Genomic DNA, 16,874 nt, shown 5'->3' on the forward strand with positions numbered 1-16,874 from the left:
GCCGCGTGGCCAAGCTGTACTTCCGCTACGGAGCCATGAACAGCGGCAAGAGCACCGCCCTGCTGCAGGCCGCGTTCAACTACGAGGAGCGCGGTCAGCGTGTGCTGCTCGCCAAGCCGGCGATCGATGTCAAGGGCGATCGCAGCATCCAGTCCCGCCTCGGTGTGGAACGCGCCGTGGACTTCACCGTCACCCCCGACGACGACATCGACACCGCTTTCCACCGTGAGGCGCAGCGCGTCACCGACGAGACCGGGGATCGCGTCGCCTGCCTCCTCGTCGACGAGGCGCAGTTCCTCACCGCGACGCAGGCGGACGACCTTCTGCGGATCGCGATCGTCGACGACGTGCCCGTGCTCGCCTACGGCATCCGTACCGACTTCCAGACTGTCGCATTCCCCGGCAGCCGGCGTCTGCTCGAGATCTCCCACAGCCTCGAGGAGCTCAAGACCATCTGCCGTTGCGGCCGCAAGGCGCTGTTCAACGCCCGACGCATCGGCGACCGCTTCGTGTTCGACGGCGACCAGGTCGCGATCGACACCTTCGAGGACGTCACCTACGAGTCGCTCTGCGGTGCCTGCTATCTCGAGGAGAGCGGCGGCCTCCTCGCCGGCCGCGACGACCACGCCCACCGCGTCGCCTAGCGGCGGCCGGGCACGGCCTCGAAGCGGGTCGAAGCATGTGGAAGCTGACACTCGTGCGCCAGTGGGCCCTGGGTACCTCTCCGCGGATACCCCGACAAATGAGTAAGGCCCCCGCCTGGCGGCGAGGGCCTTGCTCATCTGTCGGGGTAGCGGGATTTGAACCCACGACCTCTTCGTCCCGAACGAAGCGCGCTACCAAACTGCGCCACACCCCGATGTGCCCCGAAGAGCAGGTTCGATTCTAGCCGATCGAGAGCAGTGCTTCACGACGCGGACGTCAGGAAGCCGCCGTCAAGGTCACCAGTGTCGCTTCGGGACGGTTCGCGAAGCGCACCGGAGCGAAGATCGACGTGCCGAGACCCCCGGAAACATGCAGCCATGCCACCCGCCGCGCATGATTCCACAGACTGAGGCCCTTCACCTGCTCGCGCGGGATGTCGCAGTTCGTGACCAGCGCGCCGTACCCCGGTACCGCGACCTGCCCGCCGTGAGTGTGTCCGGCGAAGATCACATCGGCCCCGTTGGTCACGAACGAGTTCAGCACCCGCTGATACGGCGCATGGGTGACCGCGAGAGTCACGTCCGCCCAATCCGGGTCGTCGGCGCGCAGTTCGTCGATCGCCGCTGACACCAGATCGAGCCGATCGAAGTGGCGGTGCGGGTCGTCGGTGCCGAACAGCTCGAAAGCGACACCGCCCCCGGTCAACGTCGTTGCCGTGTTGTCGAGATCTTTCCAGCCGAGGCTGTCGAGGTAGGTCTGCAGCCCCGGTCGGTCGAGCAGGGCGCCCGAGCTCTTCGAGTGCGTTGACTTGCGGAAGTAGCGGAAGGGGTTTTTCGCCTGAGGGCCGAAGTAGTCGTTCGACCCCCACACGTAGACCCCGGGGATTCCCGCGAACGGTTCGAACGCCCGCTTGATCCCCTCGAGTCCACGCTCGTGGCCCAGGTTGTCGCCGGTGTCCACGATCAGATCGGGATGCAGGTCCGCGAGTTGCCGGATCCAGTCCTGCTTGCGCTTCTGCCACGGCGCCATGTGCAGGTCCGAAAGGTGCAGCACCCGGATCGGCCGCGAACCGGCGGGCAGGACGGGCACCGAGACGCGGCGCAGCACGTAGGCGTTACGCTCGATCAGGCTCCCGTAGGCGAACGCCGCCGCCCCGACCGCGGCGACGGCCCCGACGATGGACAGAGCGCGGCGGATCACTGCGGGCATCCCGTCGGCGGCACTGCACCCGTCGGTGAGTACAGGGTCAGCGTGATCGGTGAGCTGATCGTCGCCTTCGCACCCGGGGCCGGATCGGTTGCGGCGACCACACAGGTGTTGGCGACAGTTGCGCCGGTCGCCGTGTAGGCGACCGTGACCTTAGAGGTGTCCACCCCCGCCGCGGCGAGAGCCTGCAGCGCGACGTCACTGCGCTGACCCGTCAGGTTGGGCATCGTGGCGCCCGCCTGGCTCCCATCGCTCGTGTAGACCGTGATCGTCGCCCCCTTGCCCGTCTGGGTTCCCCCGGCCGGATCCATCGCGATGACGAGACCAGCGGTTGCATCGGAGGCGCGCGTTCCGCCGTCCTGGAAGGTGAATCCAGCACCCTCGATGACGGCCTTCGCCTGCTCGAGGGTCTGACCCGTCACATCGGGGACCGCCACCTGAACGCCGCGGATGTACTTGGAGTCGGGTGTCACGAAGTCGTCGCCGCCGAGACGGGCGTCGATCGCCTCCATGATCGGAAGCCAGATCCGGTGACGCGCGGTCGCCGCGCTGCCGCTGTCGAGATCGAGCGCACGCAGGTTCGCGTACTCGTCGAGTCCTGCCGGCAGCGAGGCCTGGCCGACCAGCACCGACAGGCCGACCTTCGAGCTGGCGCCGGTCGTCCATGTCGTCGTGTTGCCGTCGCTCGTTCCCGTCTTCGCGATGTGCTCGACTCCGTCGTACGGGTTCGAGGCGGTCGCGGATCCGCCCTCGATGACGCCGCGCAGCGCGTACGCCGCTGCATCGGCGATCGGAGCCTCGATGGCCTGCGAGCAGAGCGACGCCGGGATGGCGGCGTCGGTCCCGTCGGGCTTCACCATGCGGTCGATCGCGACGGGCGTGCAGAACAGTCCATGATTCGCGATCCCCGCGTAGGCGGCCGCCATCGTCAGCGGCGCGACCTCGTTCGTGCCGAGGATCGCAGACGGCTTGTCCTCGAGCGGAGCCCCGTCCGCGCGGTGGACACCGAGATCGGTCGCGGCCTTGCGGATGTCGCACTGATCGAGTTGCTGACCCATCTGCATGAATCCGCCGTTGATCGACGTCGCCGTCGACTGCATGACGGTGCGGGTGCCGCGCTCGTTGGCGTCGTTCGCAACCTGGTACTCGCCGGTGTACGTGGCGTCGCAGGCCTTGAAGTCGGCCTGGTTGTACGTCTTGGGAGAGATGTTGAACGACTCGCCCAGCGTGTGCCCCGCCCGCAGCCAGGCGATGAGGGTGAACACCTTGTAGGTCGACGCCGCCTGGAATCCGCTGGAACTGCCGTAGTCGGAATCGGCGTTGTAGTTGACAGCGGAGAAGTTCTCGCCGGCGGCTGCGGCGTCGCCCGAGTCGTTGAAGTCCTTATTCTGAGCCATCACCTTGATGCGACCGGTGCCGGCCTCGACCGCCGAGGCCGCCGACGCGAGATCGACCCCATCGAACCGGGTCTTGGGGATGTTCTCGTCGATCGCCTGCTGAGCGACGTCCTGCATGTCGAGGTCGAGACTGGTGTACACGTCGAACCCGCCGCGGATGAAATTGCTGTAGCGCTCCTCGGCCGTCTCGCCGAACACCGGGTCGTTGCGGATCGTGTTCACCACGTAATCGCAGAAGAAGCCCGCGTTGCCCGCCGCGGTGCACCCGACGGGCGCGTCGTGGATCGACGGCTCGATGGGGGCCGCGATCGCGTCGTCATGGGTCTGCTGATCGATCAGCTTGTGCGTGAGCATGCTGTCGATCACGTAATCGCGCCGCGCCTTGGTCAGGGCGTAGCCGTTCGCGGCACCGTTGTCCGGGTCGTCGGGCATGTCGAGCCGCAGGTTCGCCGGATTGTTCACGATCGCGATCAGGCTGGCGGCCTGGTTGATGTTGAGGTCGGAGGCGTTCACCCCGTAGTAGTACTGGGCGGCTGCCTGGATTCCGTAGACGCGACCGCCGAAGAGAGCGATGTTCAGGTAGCCGAGCAGGATGTCGTCCTTCGAGAACTGCTTCTCGAGGGCGATCGCGTACCGCATCTCCTTGAGCTTGCGGTCGAAGCTGACCGAGGTGGCCTCCTCGTAGGCGGCGTCCCGCTCCTCCTCGGTCGCGAGACCGGTCGCCTGGGCGACGAGGACGTTCTTCACGTACTGCTGGGTGATCGTCGAAGCGCCCTGCACGTCGCCGCCCATGACGTTCGAGATCGCCGCGCGGACGACCCCGAGCGGGTCGACCCCGCCGTGCTCGTAGTACCTCGGATCCTCGGCGGCGACGGCCGCGTCCTTCACGACCTGGGCGATCTGATCCCAGGTGACGTTCTCGCGGTTCTCCGCGTAGAACGAGGCGATGGGTACGTTCTGGTCGTTGCCGTCGATGGTGCGGTGGGCGTAGATCGTGGTCTTCTGCGGGAGGTTGTCGACGCGCAGGAATGTCGGGAGCTCTTCGAACATCCCGATCGAACTATTGGCTGCGACCCCCGTCAGCGCGATCGCCGGAGTCACCGCGACCGTGGCGAGAATCCCTGCGACCACACTGAGGCCGAGGAACGAGAGGACCGAGCCCATACGGCCGTTCGGCAGCCGGAAACGGGCAGACATATCATTGAGGGTACGTGATCCGAGCTGGCAACCGGCCACCGACTCGGGGGCGCCGACTGCATCCCAGTAGGGATTCAAAGGGGATTCATATGACCACCTGGGAGTACGTCACCACTCCGCTGATCGTGCACAGTACCGCCGCGATCCTCAACAACTGGGGCTCGCAGGGGTGGGAGCTGGTGCAGGTCGTCCAGGGTCCCGAAGGCGGGCTCGTCGCCTATCTCAAGCGTCCGGCGGAGGAATCCTGATGGCCCGCATCACCGACCGTCTCGCCGAACTGGGCTTCACCCTCCCCGAGGTCGTGCCGCCGCTCGCCGCCTACACGCCAGCGGTCGTGACGGGCAATCTGGTCTACACATCGGGCCAGCTCCCGATGACCGACGGCGCTCTGCCCGAGACCGGCAAAGTGGGCAACGGTGACGGCCTGGTCGATCCCGAGCGCGCCAAGCAGTACGCCCAGACCTGCGCCCTCAACGCTCTCGCCGCGGTCGCCAGCGTGATCGGCGACCTCGACCGCGTGGTCCGGGTGGTCAAGGTCGTCGGCTTCGTCTCCTCGTCACCCGAGTTCACCGGTGCTCCGGGCGTGGTCAACGGAGCGTCCGAGCTGCTCGGTGCCGTATTCGGCGACGCCGGAGTGCACGCGCGCTCGGCGGTCGGCGTCGCCGTCCTGCCCCTCGACTCGCCCGTCGAGGTCGAGATCGTGGTCGAGTTCGCCTGAGCTCCGCTGACGACTCGGGGCCCTGCCGCATGGGCGGTCAGGACCTCGAGTCGTTGACCTCGTCGGTGATGATCTGCATGACGGTCGTGTCCGCGAGAGTCGTCGTGTCGCCGATCTCCCGTCCCTCGGCGAGGTCGCGCAGTAGGCGCCGCATGATCTTGCCCGAGCGGGTCTTCGGCAGCTCATCCACCACGAACACCTGACGGGGGCGCGCGATGGCGCCGATCTGCTCGGCGACGTGCCCGCGCAACGAGTCGGCGCCTTCCGCGGACACGGTCTCCCGGTGCCGGGCCCGGATGATCACGAAGGCGACGACCGCCTGACCGGTCGTCTCGTCGGATGCTCCGACGACCGCAGCCTCGGCAACCCACGGGTGGGCGACGAGCGCGGACTCGATCTCCGCCGTCGACAGCCGGTGACCCGACACGTTCATGACGTCGTCGACCCGGCCGAGAAGCCAGATGTCGCCGTCCTCGTCTTTGCGGGCGCCGTCGCCGGCGAAGTACCAGGGGCCGTCGGGCGCATCCGCGAACCGCGACCAGTAGGTCTCGACGTATCGCTCGGGGTCGCCCCAGATGCCGCGCAGCATTCCGGGCCACGGCTTCGTCACCGCGAGGAGCCCGTCGCCGTGCTCGATCGGCTCACCCGCATCGTCGACGACCTCGACGGAGATGCCGGGCAGCGGCACCTGGGCGGCGCCGGGCTTCGTCTCGGTCACTCCGGGGAGCGCCGAGATCATGATCCCGCCGGTCTCGGTCTGCCACCAGGTGTCCACGACGGGGGTGCTGTCGCCGCCGATCACCGAGCGGTACCAGAGCCAGGCCTCGGGGTTGATGGGCTCGCCCACCGAACCCAGCAACCGCAGTGACGACAGGTCGGAGCGTTCGGGGATGTCGCGTCCGGCCTTCATGAACGATCGGATGGCGGTGGGCGCGGTGTAGAGGATCGTCACCCCGTACTTCTCGATGAGCTCCCACCAGCGGCCGGGACCGGGTGCGTCAGGGGTCCCCTCGTAGAGCAGCTGGGTCGCGCCGTTGGCGAGCGGGCCGTAGACCACATAGCTGTGTCCGGTGATCCAGCCGACGTCGGCGGTGCACCAGTAGACATCCGACTCGGGGTGGAGATCGAAGACGTTGCGGTGCGTGAACGCCGCCTGGGTCAGGTAGCCGCCGCTGGTGTGCAGGATGCCCTTCGGCTTGCCCGTGGTTCCCGAGGTGTAGAGGATGAACAGCGGGTTCTCCGCCTCGAATCCCCGCGCCACGTGGTCGGCGTCGACCTGCGCGATCTCCTCGTCCCACCACAGGTCGCGTCCCTGCACCCAGTTCAGCTTCTCGCCGTCGGGCCATGCGCGACGCACGACGAGCAGATGCTCGACCGTCGTCTCGCCGCGCTCGAGGGCGGCGTCGACCGCGGGCTTCAAGGGGCTGACCTTGCCCTTGCGCCAGCTGCCGTCGGCGGTGATGACGAGCTTCGCCTGTGCGTCGTCGATCCTGGCGCGGAGGCTCTCGGCGCTGAACCCGCCGAAGACGACGGAGTGCACGGCCCCGATCCGGGCGACGGCGAGCATCGCGATCACGGCCTCGGGGATCATCGGAAGGTAGATCGCGACCCGGTCGCCGTGCCGGATGCCGAGACTGGTGAGCAGGTTGGCTGCGCGCTTGACCTCGGCCGTCAGCTCGGCGTAGGTGAGGGTTCGGGTGTCGCCGGGCTCGCCCTCCCAGTGCAGAGCGACGCGGTCGCCGTTGCCGGCGAGCACGTGCCGGTCGAGGCAGTTGTAGGCGACGTTGAGCTCGCCGTCGCCGAACCAGCGGGCGACCGGTGCGCCCGACCAGTCGAGGACCTCGGTGAAAGGTTTGTGCCAGTGGATCAGCTGCCGTGACTGGTCGGCCCAGAACTCGAGACGATCGGCCTCGGCGGCGTCGTACAGGTCGCGGGACGCGACAGCGCCGGCAGCGAACTCGGCCGATGGGGCGAAGCGCTCCGAATGCGCGGCGTTGTCCCGCGTGCTGCTCTCTCGCGTATCCGTCATGACCTGTTCGCTCCTTCGCGTCGAGGCCGGGCAAACACACTGGGCCCGGACATTCTGACCCTACCGCGAGCGGCAATCGCGCTCATCCGGAGGGACACGCGACCCAGTGGGGGGTCGTGCCTGTGGAGTCGCTCAGAAGAGAGGAAAGTGGTTCAAGACACTCTTGCGAACACCCCCGTCAGGGGTACACTGGCTTCGTCAAACAAGCTTTGACATGCAGCGCTAACGATTCCCCCCAATCCAGCGTTGCTGTGGCGGCATCCGTTCCCCCCAATGGATGCCGCCCCTTCCTTTTAACGCGCATGATCCTCGGTCGGCGGCTCCGCGCGCGCTTCTCCGATCGCGGCGGTCAACCACTAGACCTGGTGCGCAGGTCCTCCACAGATACGACATGTAGTTCTCTCCCCACAGCGCCTCCGGATCTCGTCGGTCGCAGTGCGCCCGTTTCGTAGCGTCGGGATGTGCAGTGGTTCGACTCGATTCCCGCGCCGGACGGTCGGATTCCCGACGTTCGTCCGACAGTGTCTCGACCGTCGAGAGAAGTGGTGGCTACGGAGGCTGATCGGGGTACAACCGGCCCCGATGGGGTACGAGCGGTGCCGAATCACCGTCTCGCGCTGCCCGAGGTGCTCGCGCCTTTCGCGTCGTACGTCGACGAGCACACGACCGACCTGTTGGTGAACGGGAGCGATGAGCTCTGGATCGACGGGGCCGGCGGGCTCCGCCGCGAGATCAGCTGGCCGCCGATGGCGCCCGATGACCTTCGCAGTCTCGCGGCTCGGATCGTCGCATCGGGCGGTCGGCACCTCGATCACGCGTCGCCCTGCGTCGATGTGAGGCTCGACGGCGGCATCCGCGTCCACGCCGCGCTGCCGCCGGTCGCGGTGAGAGGCACCACCATCTCGATCCGCATCCCGCGTGCGCGGGCGCCGGAACTTTCCGACCTGGTGCAGTGGGGCATGCTCGACGACGCCGAGGAGCGGATCCTGCGGGCATGCGTCGGCACCCGATCCAACCTGCTGATCACCGGCGCTGCGGGCGTCGGCAAGACCACGCTGCTGTCCGCGGTTCTGGCGGCGGTGCCGCATGACGAACGCATCGTGACGATCGAGGATGTCGCCGAACTCTCCGTCGGGCACCCGCACGTCGTGGCACTCGAGGCGAGACAGGCCAACATCGAAGGCGCCGGCTCGATCGAACTGCCTCAACTCGTGCGCGAGGCGCTGAGGATGAGACCCGACCGGATCGTCGTCGGCGAGTGCCGCGGAGCGGAGGTGCGCGATCTGCTCATGGCGCTCGGCACCGGACACGACGGGGGAGCCGGCACCCTGCACGCACGCTCGCTCGAGGAGGTGTCGACGCGGCTCGAGGCCCTCGGCGACCTCGCCGGCCTCTCGCCCGAGTCGCTCGCCCGGCTCGCGTCGGGATCGATCGATGTCGTCGTGCACCTCGAGCGCCGCGACGGACGGAGAGTGCTCGTCGCCCTGGGGCGGCCCCGAGTGGGAGCCGACGGGCGCCTGGTGGTCGAACCGCTCGTGACGTGAGTCGCCAGCGGCAGGCCTCCCGCACGCTCAGCGCACTGGCGGCTGACGTCGAGCGCGCGGCGACCCTTCTGACAGCGGGGGTACCGGCATCGAGCGCGATGGCCGATCTCACCCGCTCCGATCCGCAGAGCGGAGGCGGCGTCCCGGACGCCCAGGCAGCCGTCGCCGCGGCTCTCGCGGTCGCCGAGGTCAGCGGGTCCCCGCTCGCCCGCACATTGCGAGACGTGTCCGCCTCTCTGACGTCGCTCGCCGACGCGGCACGCGAGATCGAGGTCGCGTCGGTCGGACCCCGCATGACCGCCCTGTTCGTATCGGCCCTGCCTCTCGCCGGCATCGTCCTGGCAGCTGCTCTCGGCTTCGGTGTGCTCGATGTCCTGATCGGCTCCCCCGTGGGGCGCGTCTGTCTCGTCGGAGGGCTGGGACTCGGCGCATCGGGGGCACTGTGGTCGCGACGCCTGATCCGGCATGCGCTTCCTCATCCGAGCGTCGGCGGACTCGTCCTCGACCTCGTGGCCATCGGTCTGCTGGGCGGGCTCCCTCCCGAGGGGGCCATCCACCTCGCCGGTCGCGAAGCGGCCGCCCGAGGACTCGATCCGGGCGGAGCGGATCGCGCCCGTGCGGTCGTCGCGCTCGGTCAGAGCTCGGGGGCACCCGTCGCCGCCCTGCTGCGCGGCGAGGCGATGCTCATCCGTCGCGAGCAGGCGATCGCAGCCCGGATCGCGGCCGAGCGACTCGCTCACACACTGCTGCTCCCGCTGGGACTCTGCGTGCTGCCCGCCTTCCTGCTGCTCGGGGTGGTGCCCGCCCTGATCGCGGTCGTGTCCTCCACCGTCGCGGCGGGGTGACCGGTTGTCCACGGCAGTCCACCGCGAGCCGTTGCCGCGACGGACGCCCGCGCAGACTCGGGGGAGTGCCGGATCCCGTTCCCCTCACCGACTCGGAGGCAACTATGCCCACATCCCCGATCCGCGCCCTCGTCCGCCGCTTCACTTCCGCTGACGAGGGGGCTGCCACCGCCGAGTACGCGGTGGCGACGATGGCGGCCGTCGGATTCGCGGGGCTGCTCGTCGTCATCCTCCGCTCGGACGAGGTGCGCGGGATCCTGACCGACCTCGTGCGCAATGCGCTCACCTTCGCGGGCTGACCCGCGCGGCGAGCGCGGCAGCGCGACCGCCGAGCTCGCCGTCGCGATGCCCGCCGTGCTCCTCGTTCTCGCCGCCTGCCTCGGCATGCTGCAGATCGCGGCGCAGCAGGTGCGGTACAGCGACGCCGCCGCCGTCGGTGCCAGATCCCTCGCCCGAGGCGAGAGTGTGGCGGTCGCATCCGAACGCGCGCTCCTGGTGTCGGGGCCGGCGCGGTTCAGCCCGTCGACCAAGGGTGAGTTCGTCTGCGCGACGCTCACCGGCCGGGGCGTTCCCGTCCTGACCTCGGCGCTCGGCATCGAGCTCTCCGCATCCAGCTGTGCTCTCGCCGGTGGGCTGTGAACCGCACGAACGCGGTGATCCGAGACCGAGCGATGACGGATGCCGGGGCGGGCAGCGCTCTGATCATCGCGCTCGTTGCGGCGATCGTCCTCGTCGCCGCCACCACGCTCCCTCTATATATGGGCTTCTCCTCGGCGCGCCGAGTCGCGGCCGCCGCCGACGCGTCGGCGCTCGCGGCGGCGGACACCGCGTCGGGGGCGCTCCCCGGCGTGCCCTGCGAGGCGGCCGAGTCGGTCGCCTCCCTCAACGGTGTGCGGGTCGAACGCTGCGATGTGCACGGCGCGATCGTCACGATCGTGGTCGCCGACGAGGTGCTCGGGCTCCCGCTCGAAGGACGGTCTCGGGCCGGCCCGCCCTCCGCGCAGAGCGAACGACACGGCGTCGGAGGTGCGGGCGATGATTAGGTATCGGAAGAGCGCACCTGTGTATGGTGTGCGGTGATGCGCCCCGATGGGTGTCCCGGCGGGTTCCGACAGCCATCTCATCTCGAGAGGGTGCGGCTCCTGCATTTCCGTCGACAAGGAAGAACCACGTGCCTGCCAGCAAAAAGCTCGTCATCGTCGAGTCGCCCGCCAAGGCGAAGACGATCGCCGCGTACCTCGGCGCGGGCTACGAGGTCCAGGCGTCCGTGGGTCACATCCGCGACCTGATCGAGCCGAAGAACCTGCCCGCGGAGCTCAAGACCGGGTCTCTCGGCAAGTTCTCCGTCGACATCGAGAACGGCTTCGAGCCCTACTACGTGGTGTCCGAGCAGAAGAAGAAGACGGTCGCCGACCTGAAGCGCGCCCTGAAGGACGCCGACGAGCTCTACCTCGCAACAGATGAAGATCGCGAGGGCGAGGCCATCGCGTGGCACCTCCTGCAGGTACTGCAGCCCAAGGTCCCCGTCAAGCGCATGGTCTTCCACGAGATCACGAAGGACGCGATCGAGAAGGCGCGGGAGAACACCCGCGAGCTCGACACGGCACTGGTCGACGCGCAGGAGACCCGCCGCATCCTCGACCGCCTGTATGGCTACGAGATCTCTCCCGTGCTGTGGCGCAAGGTGGGCCCGGGGCTCTCCGCAGGCCGGGTGCAGTCCGCCGCGACCCGCCTCGTCGTCGACCGCGAGCGCGAGCGCCTCGCCTTCGTGTCCGCCAGCTATTGGGACATCACCGCGGGCTTCGCTCCCGAGAGCGGGTCCGCATTCGAGGCGCGCCTCGTGCGGCTCGACGGCCAGCGCGTCGCGACCGGTCGTGACTACGACGACAAGGGTGTGCTCGCCGACGGAGTCCGCGTCCTCACCGAGGAGTCCGCGACAGCTCTCGCCGACGCGCTGCTCGACTCGGCGACCACCTCCACCGTGAAGAGCGTCGAGGCCAAGCCCTACACGCGCCGTCCCGCGGCTCCGTTCACCACGTCGACCCTTCAGCAGGAGGCTGCTCGCAAGCTGCGCTTCTCCGCTCGGCAGACGATGAGCGTCGCGCAGTCGCTCTACGAGAACGGCTACATCACCTATATGCGAACCGACTCGTCCTCGCTGTCGGCGCAGGCGATCAATGCGGCTCGCACGCAGGCCGCGTCCCTGTACGGTGCCGACTCGCTTCCCGACAAGCCCCGCGTCTACTCCGGCAAGTCGAAGAACGCGCAGGAGGCTCACGAGGCCATCCGTCCGTCCGGTGAGACCTTCCGCACGCCGTCATCGCTCTCCAGCGAGCTCCGCGGCAACGATCTCAAGCTCTACGACCTCATCTGGAAGCGCACCGTCGCATCGCAGATGGCCGACGCGCGCGGCTCGACCGCTACCGTCACCATCGAAGCGCGCCCCGCGGGAACCGACACCCTCGCCACCTTCTCGGCGAGCGGCACGGTCATCACGTTCCGCGGCTTCCTCCAGGCGTACGAGGAGGGACGCGACGAGGAGCGTGTCGCCGAGACCGACAAGGGCGACGCGAAGCTTCCTCCGCTCGAAGAGGGCCAGTCCCTGACGGTCGACACCGCTGAGGCGAAGGGGCACGAGACCTCGCCGCCCCCTCGTTACACCGAGGCCAGCCTGGTGAAGACCCTCGAAGAGCTGGGTGTCGGGCGTCCTTCCACCTATGCATCGATCATCTCCACGATCATCGACCGCGGCTACGTCACCCCGCGCGGCACGGCACTGGTACCGAGCTGGATCGCCTTCTCGGTCGTCCGCCTGCTCGAGGACTTCTTCGGCGACCTCGTCGAATACGACTTCACGGCCGGCATGGAGAACGACCTCGACCGCATCGCGGACGGCGAACAGGACCGCGTCGACTGGCTCGGCGGGTTCTACTTCGGCAACGCCGATCACCGGGGCCTGCGCTCCGTCGTCGACAACCTCGGCGACATCGACGCCAAGACGATCAACTCCGTCGTCATCAGTGACGACATCACCCTCCGCATCGGCAAGTACGGCCCCTACCTCGAGGTTGCGCAGGAGGGCGAGGAGACCCCTCGCCGCATCAACGTGCCCATCGACATGGCGCCCGATGAGCTGACCGCGGAGCGTGCGCGCGAGCTCGTCGACGCCCCGGTGCAGACCGACCGCGTTCTGGGTCAAGACCCCGAGACCGGTCGCGACATCGTCGTGAAGGACGGCCGCTTCGGGCCGTACGTGACCGAACTCGAACCCGAGGCCGCCGACGAGGCGGAAGCCGCGCCGAAGAAGCGCGGCGCCAAGGCCGAGAAGCCGCGCACCGCGTCTCTGTTCAAGAGCATGGTGCCGGCCGAGGTCGACCTCGCCACCGCCCTGCGTCTCCTCACCCTGCCCCGTGTCGTGGGCGCCGACCCCGAGTCGGGCGAGGAGATCACCGCGCAGAACGGCCGCTACGGCGCCTACCTGAAGAAGGGCACCGACACGCGCTCGCTGACCAGCGAGGATCAGATCTTCGACATCGACCTCACCGGTGCGCTCGAGCTGTTCTCCCAGCCGAAGTACGGCGCGGCACGGACGTCGTCGGCGCTCAAGGAGTTCGACGCCGACCCGGTCAGCGGCAAGCCCATCCGCATCAAGGACGGTCGCTTCGGTGCGTACGTGACCGACGGCGTGACGAACGCCACGATCTCGCGCGGCGAATCGATCGACGAGATCGACTTCGACCGCGCTGTGCAGATGCTCGCCGATAAGCGCGCCAAGGGGCCGGCTCCCAAGCGAGGCGCGGCTGCCAAGGCCAAGCCCGCCGCCAAGAAGCCGGCTGCCGCCGCCAAGAAGCCCGCCGCCGCCGCCAAGAAGCCCGCGGCGGCTGCGAAGAAGCCGACGGCTGCGAAGGCTCCTGCCAAGGGCGCGAAGACCACCACGTGACCGGTTTGTTCGTGACTTTCGAGGGCGGTGACGGCGCGGGCAAGACCACGCAGTCCGACCTCCTCGAATCGTGGCTGCGCGAACGAGGCGAGACGGTCCTGCGCACCAGAGAACCCGGTGGCAGCGATCTGGGCGTCGAACTGCGGCAGATCGTGCTGCACCGGCGCGGCCACATCACGCCGCGCGCCGAGGCTCTGCTCTACGCCGCGGATCGCGCGCATCACATCGGCACCGTCGTCCGGCCGGCCCTCGAGTCCGGCGCCGTGGTGGTGCAGGACCGATACCTCGACTCCTCGGTCGCCTACCAGGGTGCCGGCCGCGTGCTCGACCCGACCGAGGTGCGCGACCTGTCACTGTGGGCAGCGGAGGGGCTGCTCCCCGACGTGACGATCCTGCTCGACCTCGACGAACGGCGCGGTCGCGAACGACTGTCGGAACGCACCGAATACGACCGCCTCGAGTCCGAGGCCGACGACTTCCATCAGCGTGTCCGGCACGCCTACCTGGCGCTCGCCGAGGCCGAGCCCGAGCGGTTCCTGATCCTCGATGCGACGAGGCCCGTCGACGAGCTCGCCCTCGCGATCCGCGAGCGGATCGAACCGCTGCTGCCGTGACATCGGGGAAGCTGTGGGACCAGCTCGTCGGCCAAGACGATGCGATCGGCGAGATCCGGGCCGCGGCCCGTTCGGCGCATGACCCGAGCGAGGCGCACGGGGCGATGACCCACTCCTGGCTCATCACCGGTCCGCCCGGATCCGGTCGCTCCAACCTCGCCTATGCGTTCGCGGCTGCGCTCCTGTCCGACGGCGACGATCCCGACGACGTGACCGAACGGCAGGTCCTCGCCCGCACGCATCCCGACCTCGCCGTCCTCAGCACCGAGCGCGTCATCATCTCGATCGACGAGGTGCGCACGCTCGTCAACTCGTCGCAGTACTCGCCGTCGGTCTCCCACTACCGGGTGATGGTCATCGAGGACGCCGACCGGATGACCGAGCGCACCTCCAACCTGCTGCTCAAGGCGCTCGAGGAGCCGCCGCCGCGCACCGTGTGGATCCTCTGCGCTCCGAGCGACGCCGACCTGCTGCCCACCATCCGGTCGCGGGTCCGCACCGTCCGGCTTCGGGTTCCCGCCGTCGACGACGTGGCCGACCTGCTGGTCGCGCGCGACGGGGTCGATCGCGACCTCGCCCTCGCTGCCGCTCGGGAGGCGCAGAGCCACATCGGCATGGCGCACCGCCTCGCCACCAACCCGGGCGCGCGCGAGCGCCGCGCCGAGACGCTGCGGCTGGCGCTCGGTCTGCACAGCGTGCCGGCAGCGGTGGGCGCCGCCGCGCGACTCGTCGAGCTCGCCAAGGCCGACGCCGAAGCGCTCACCGAGGAACGCGACGCGGAGGAGCGTGCCGCGATGCTCCGCACCCTGGGTGTGGAGAGCGGTGGCACGGTGCCGCCGGCGCTGCGCTCCCAGATCAAGGCGCTCGAAGAGGATCAGAAGCGCCGCGCGACCCGCAGTCTGCGCGACGGGATCGATCGGATCCTTCTCGACCTCCTGTCCCTCTACCGCGACATGCTGCTGCGCCAGCTCGGGTCGGGTGTCGAGGCGATGAACGTCTCCGTCGGGCGCGAGCTCGCGGATGCCGCCGAGGGCGGTGACCCGGCCGCGACTCTCGCGGTCATGGATGCGGTGGCGACGGCCCGCCGCCGAATCGACGCCAACGTTCCGCCGGCGCTGGCCCTCGAGGCCATGCTCATCGCCGCGGTGAGGAGATCAGCGCAGTGACCCGCACACCGGCCCGCGCCGCCATGGCGGTGCTGGCCGCCACGGCCGTGCTCGCCCTGACGGCATGCACCCTGTTCGCGCCGCCTCGTGCGACGTCCACGCCCACGGGCGAGGACGTCGATCCGTCGCTCGCGAAGTACTACGGGCAGCAGCTCGTCTGGGAGGGCTGCGGCGACGACATGCTCTGCGCGACGGCGATCGCGCCCATGGACTGGGACGATCCCGAAGGCCACGACGACATCGAGCTGGCTCTGGTGCGGCACGACGCCACCGGCACACGGCAGGGCTCCCTCTTCGTGAACCCCGGTGGGCCGGGCGCATCGGGCTGGTCGCTGGTCCACGACAACGTCGACTACGCGGTCGACGCCGACATCCAGAGCGCCTACGACGTGATCGGCTGGGATCCCCGAGGTGTGGGCCGCTCGAGCGCGGTCGAGTGCTACGACGACGAGCAGCTCGACCAGTTCCTGTTCGGCCTCCCCGAGGCCGAGGTCGGCACACCCGAGTATCAGGCCGAGGTGACCGCCAGCGCGCAGGACTTCGTCGACGCCTGCGCCGAGAACACCGGCGAACTCCTGCAGTTCATCGACACCGACAGCACCGTGCGCGACCTCGACATGCTGCGCGCCGTGGTCGGCGATACCGACCTCAACTACTTCGGCTACTCCTACGGCAGTGACATCGGCGCGAAGTACGTCGACCGCTATCCCGACAAGGTGGGCCGCATCGTGCTCGATGGGGCGACGGACCCGACCGTGTCGATCTTCGATGTCGATCTCGCTCAGACGAAGGCGTTCGCCGACGCTCTACGCGCCTACCTGGCCGACTGCCTCGGAGGCAGCGACTGTCCGTTCTCCGGCACCGTCGATGACGCGATCGCGCAGATCGACGCCACTCTCGATCGGCTCGATGTCGCCCCGTTGCGAGCATCGGACGGGCGCGAGCTGACGAGCGCCTACGTCTCGACGGCGATCACGTCGGCGCTCTACGACGAGCAGACCTGGCCGTACCTGTCCCAGGCATTCGCCGAGATCGCCGAGGGTGACAGTTCGACCGCCTTCCTGCTGGCCGACAGCTACGTCGACCGTGAGCCGGATGGCTCGTACGGGAGCAACTTCTTCGAGGCGTTCTTCGCCATCAACTGCATCGACTACCCGGTTGAGCGCGATCCGGCGGTGCTCGCGGACCAGGCCGCCCAGATCGCCGCCGCGGATCCGCTGTCGGCGGGCGACGAGGTCGATGTGCTGGGCGATGTGGTCTGCCAGCTGTGGCCGTACTCGTTCGACGGCGAGGTCGGTCCGGTGCAGGGCGACGGCGCGCCTCCGGTCCTGGTCGTCGGCACGACGGGGGACCCCGCGACGCCGTACCCGTGGGCCGAGGCGCTCAGCAGCCAATTGTCCAGCGGGGTGCTCCTGACCTACGAGGGCGAGGGGCACATCGCTTACGACTCGGGCGACCCGTGCGTGGTGGGGATCGTCGACGACTACTTCGTGGAGGGGGCCGTTCCCGCCGATGGCGTGACCTGCTGACGGGGGTGAACGCCGCGGCGTCGTCTTTCGGCTAAGCTCTGATG

Annotated in this window: 14 protein-coding genes, 1 tRNA gene and 1 pseudogene; 12 read left to right on the forward strand and 4 right to left on the reverse strand. The window is 68.9% G+C overall.

All coding sequences use genetic code 11. The annotated features are described in order from the left end of the window. The first annotated feature begins 5 nt into the window (after positions 1-5). Positions 6-644 carry a thymidine kinase gene (locus DDQ50_RS04690; protein WP_116755513.1) on the forward strand — a complete coding sequence of 213 codons (639 nt, stop codon included), beginning with the start codon at positions 6-8 and terminating at the stop codon, positions 642-644. Positions 645-785: 141 nt separating this feature from the next. Here the strand turns inward: DDQ50_RS04690 and DDQ50_RS04695 are convergent. From DDQ50_RS04695 to DDQ50_RS04705, 3 genes are all read right to left on the reverse strand, one after another. Beyond that, positions 786-859, reverse strand: a tRNA-Pro gene (locus DDQ50_RS04695). A 62-nt stretch (positions 860-921) separates the two neighbouring features. Next, positions 922-1,854 carry a metallophosphoesterase gene (locus tag DDQ50_RS04700; RefSeq protein ID WP_116755514.1) on the reverse strand — a complete coding sequence of 311 codons (933 nt, stop codon included), beginning with the start codon at positions 1,852-1,854 and terminating at the stop codon, positions 922-924. Next, the gene (locus tag DDQ50_RS04705; protein WP_116755515.1) at positions 1,842-4,445 is read right to left on the reverse strand and encodes a transglycosylase domain-containing protein; all 2,604 of its coding nucleotides are present in this window, start codon (positions 4,443-4,445) and stop codon (positions 1,842-1,844) included. The genes DDQ50_RS04700 and DDQ50_RS04705 overlap by 13 nt, the downstream gene beginning before the upstream one ends. 89 nt (positions 4,446-4,534) lie before the next feature. On the opposite strand from DDQ50_RS04705, the pseudogene DDQ50_RS17195 reads away from it, so the two are divergent. Next, positions 4,535-4,681: pseudogene (locus tag DDQ50_RS17195) on the forward strand (DUF4177 domain-containing protein); the annotation flags it as partial. A gap of 11 nt (positions 4,682-4,692) precedes the next feature. After that, entirely contained in the window at positions 4,693-5,163 is a 471-nt protein-coding gene (locus tag DDQ50_RS04710; RefSeq protein ID WP_116755516.1) for a RidA family protein, read from the forward strand. A gap of 37 nt (positions 5,164-5,200) precedes the next feature. Here DDQ50_RS04710 and acs read toward each other — a convergent pair whose 3' ends face one another. Then, complete coding sequence (gene acs / locus DDQ50_RS04715) at positions 5,201-7,192, reverse strand: acetate--CoA ligase (protein ID WP_116755517.1); 1,992 nt, start codon at positions 7,190-7,192, stop codon at positions 5,201-5,203. Positions 7,193-7,788: 596 nt separating this feature from the next. On the opposite strand from acs, the gene DDQ50_RS04720 reads away from it, so the two are divergent. The 9 genes from DDQ50_RS04720 (at position 7,789) to DDQ50_RS04760 (ending at position 16,830) form a co-directional block, all read left to right on the forward strand. Further along, positions 7,789-8,736, forward strand: coding sequence for a TadA family conjugal transfer-associated ATPase (locus DDQ50_RS04720; protein WP_116755518.1), 948 nt, complete (start codon positions 7,789-7,791; stop codon positions 8,734-8,736). Then, positions 8,733-9,581: a type II secretion system F family protein gene (locus tag DDQ50_RS04725; RefSeq protein WP_165829689.1), complete on the forward strand. Its 849-nt coding sequence runs from the start codon at positions 8,733-8,735 to the stop codon at positions 9,579-9,581. Before DDQ50_RS04720 ends, DDQ50_RS04725 begins: the two co-directional genes overlap by 4 nt. 104 nt (positions 9,582-9,685) lie before the next feature. After that, complete coding sequence (locus tag DDQ50_RS04730) at positions 9,686-9,880, forward strand: DUF4244 domain-containing protein (RefSeq protein ID WP_116755520.1); 195 nt, start codon at positions 9,686-9,688, stop codon at positions 9,878-9,880. Further along, positions 9,858-10,220: a TadE family type IV pilus minor pilin gene (locus tag DDQ50_RS04735; RefSeq protein ID WP_116755521.1), complete on the forward strand. Its 363-nt coding sequence runs from the start codon at positions 9,858-9,860 to the stop codon at positions 10,218-10,220. The genes DDQ50_RS04730 and DDQ50_RS04735 overlap by 23 nt, the downstream gene beginning before the upstream one ends. A 32-nt stretch (positions 10,221-10,252) precedes the next feature. Next, complete coding sequence (locus DDQ50_RS04740; protein WP_133245901.1) at positions 10,253-10,624, forward strand: Rv3654c family TadE-like protein; 372 nt, start codon at positions 10,253-10,255, stop codon at positions 10,622-10,624. Between the two features lie 128 nt (positions 10,625-10,752). Next, entirely contained in the window at positions 10,753-13,521 is a 2,769-nt protein-coding gene (gene topA, locus DDQ50_RS04745) for a type I DNA topoisomerase (protein ID WP_116755523.1), read from the forward strand. After that, a complete protein-coding gene (tmk, locus tag DDQ50_RS04750; RefSeq protein ID WP_116755524.1) occupies positions 13,518-14,135 on the forward strand; it encodes a dTMP kinase in 618 nt (205 codons plus the stop codon). Before topA ends, tmk begins: the two co-directional genes overlap by 4 nt. After that, positions 14,132-15,301: a DNA polymerase III subunit delta' gene (locus DDQ50_RS04755; protein WP_205663571.1), complete on the forward strand. Its 1,170-nt coding sequence runs from the start codon at positions 14,132-14,134 to the stop codon at positions 15,299-15,301. Before tmk ends, DDQ50_RS04755 begins: the two co-directional genes overlap by 4 nt. Further along, entirely contained in the window at positions 15,298-16,830 is a 1,533-nt protein-coding gene (locus tag DDQ50_RS04760; protein WP_240614233.1) for an alpha/beta hydrolase, read from the forward strand. The genes DDQ50_RS04755 and DDQ50_RS04760 overlap by 4 nt, the downstream gene beginning before the upstream one ends. Positions 16,831-16,874 lie beyond the last annotated feature (44 nt).

This window comes from Amnibacterium flavum (genome assembly GCF_003097495.1).
Classification (GTDB): Bacteria; Actinomycetota; Actinomycetes; order Actinomycetales; family Microbacteriaceae; genus Naasia; species Naasia flava.

Bases quoted from the DNA above. Each gene is read 5' to 3' on its own strand.
- DDQ50_RS04700 (WP_116755514.1), bottom strand. From the start codon at position 1,854: ATGCCCGCAGTGATCCGCCGCGCTCTGTCCATCGTCGGGGCCGTCGCC.
- DDQ50_RS04705 (WP_116755515.1), bottom strand. From the start codon at position 4,445: ATGTCTGCCCGTTTCCGGCTGCCGAACGGCCGTATGGGCTCGGTCCTC.
- DDQ50_RS04710 (WP_116755516.1), top strand. From the start codon at position 4,693: ATGGCCCGCATCACCGACCGTCTCGCCGAACTGGGCTTCACCCTCCCC.
- acs (WP_116755517.1), bottom strand. From the start codon at position 7,192: ATGACGGATACGCGAGAGAGCAGCACGCGGGACAACGCCGCGCATTCG.
- DDQ50_RS04730 (WP_116755520.1), top strand. From the start codon at position 9,686: ATGCCCACATCCCCGATCCGCGCCCTCGTCCGCCGCTTCACTTCCGCT.
- DDQ50_RS04735 (WP_116755521.1), top strand. From the start codon at position 9,858: ATGCGCTCACCTTCGCGGGCTGACCCGCGCGGCGAGCGCGGCAGCGCG.
- DDQ50_RS04740 (WP_133245901.1), top strand. From the start codon at position 10,253: ATGACGGATGCCGGGGCGGGCAGCGCTCTGATCATCGCGCTCGTTGCG.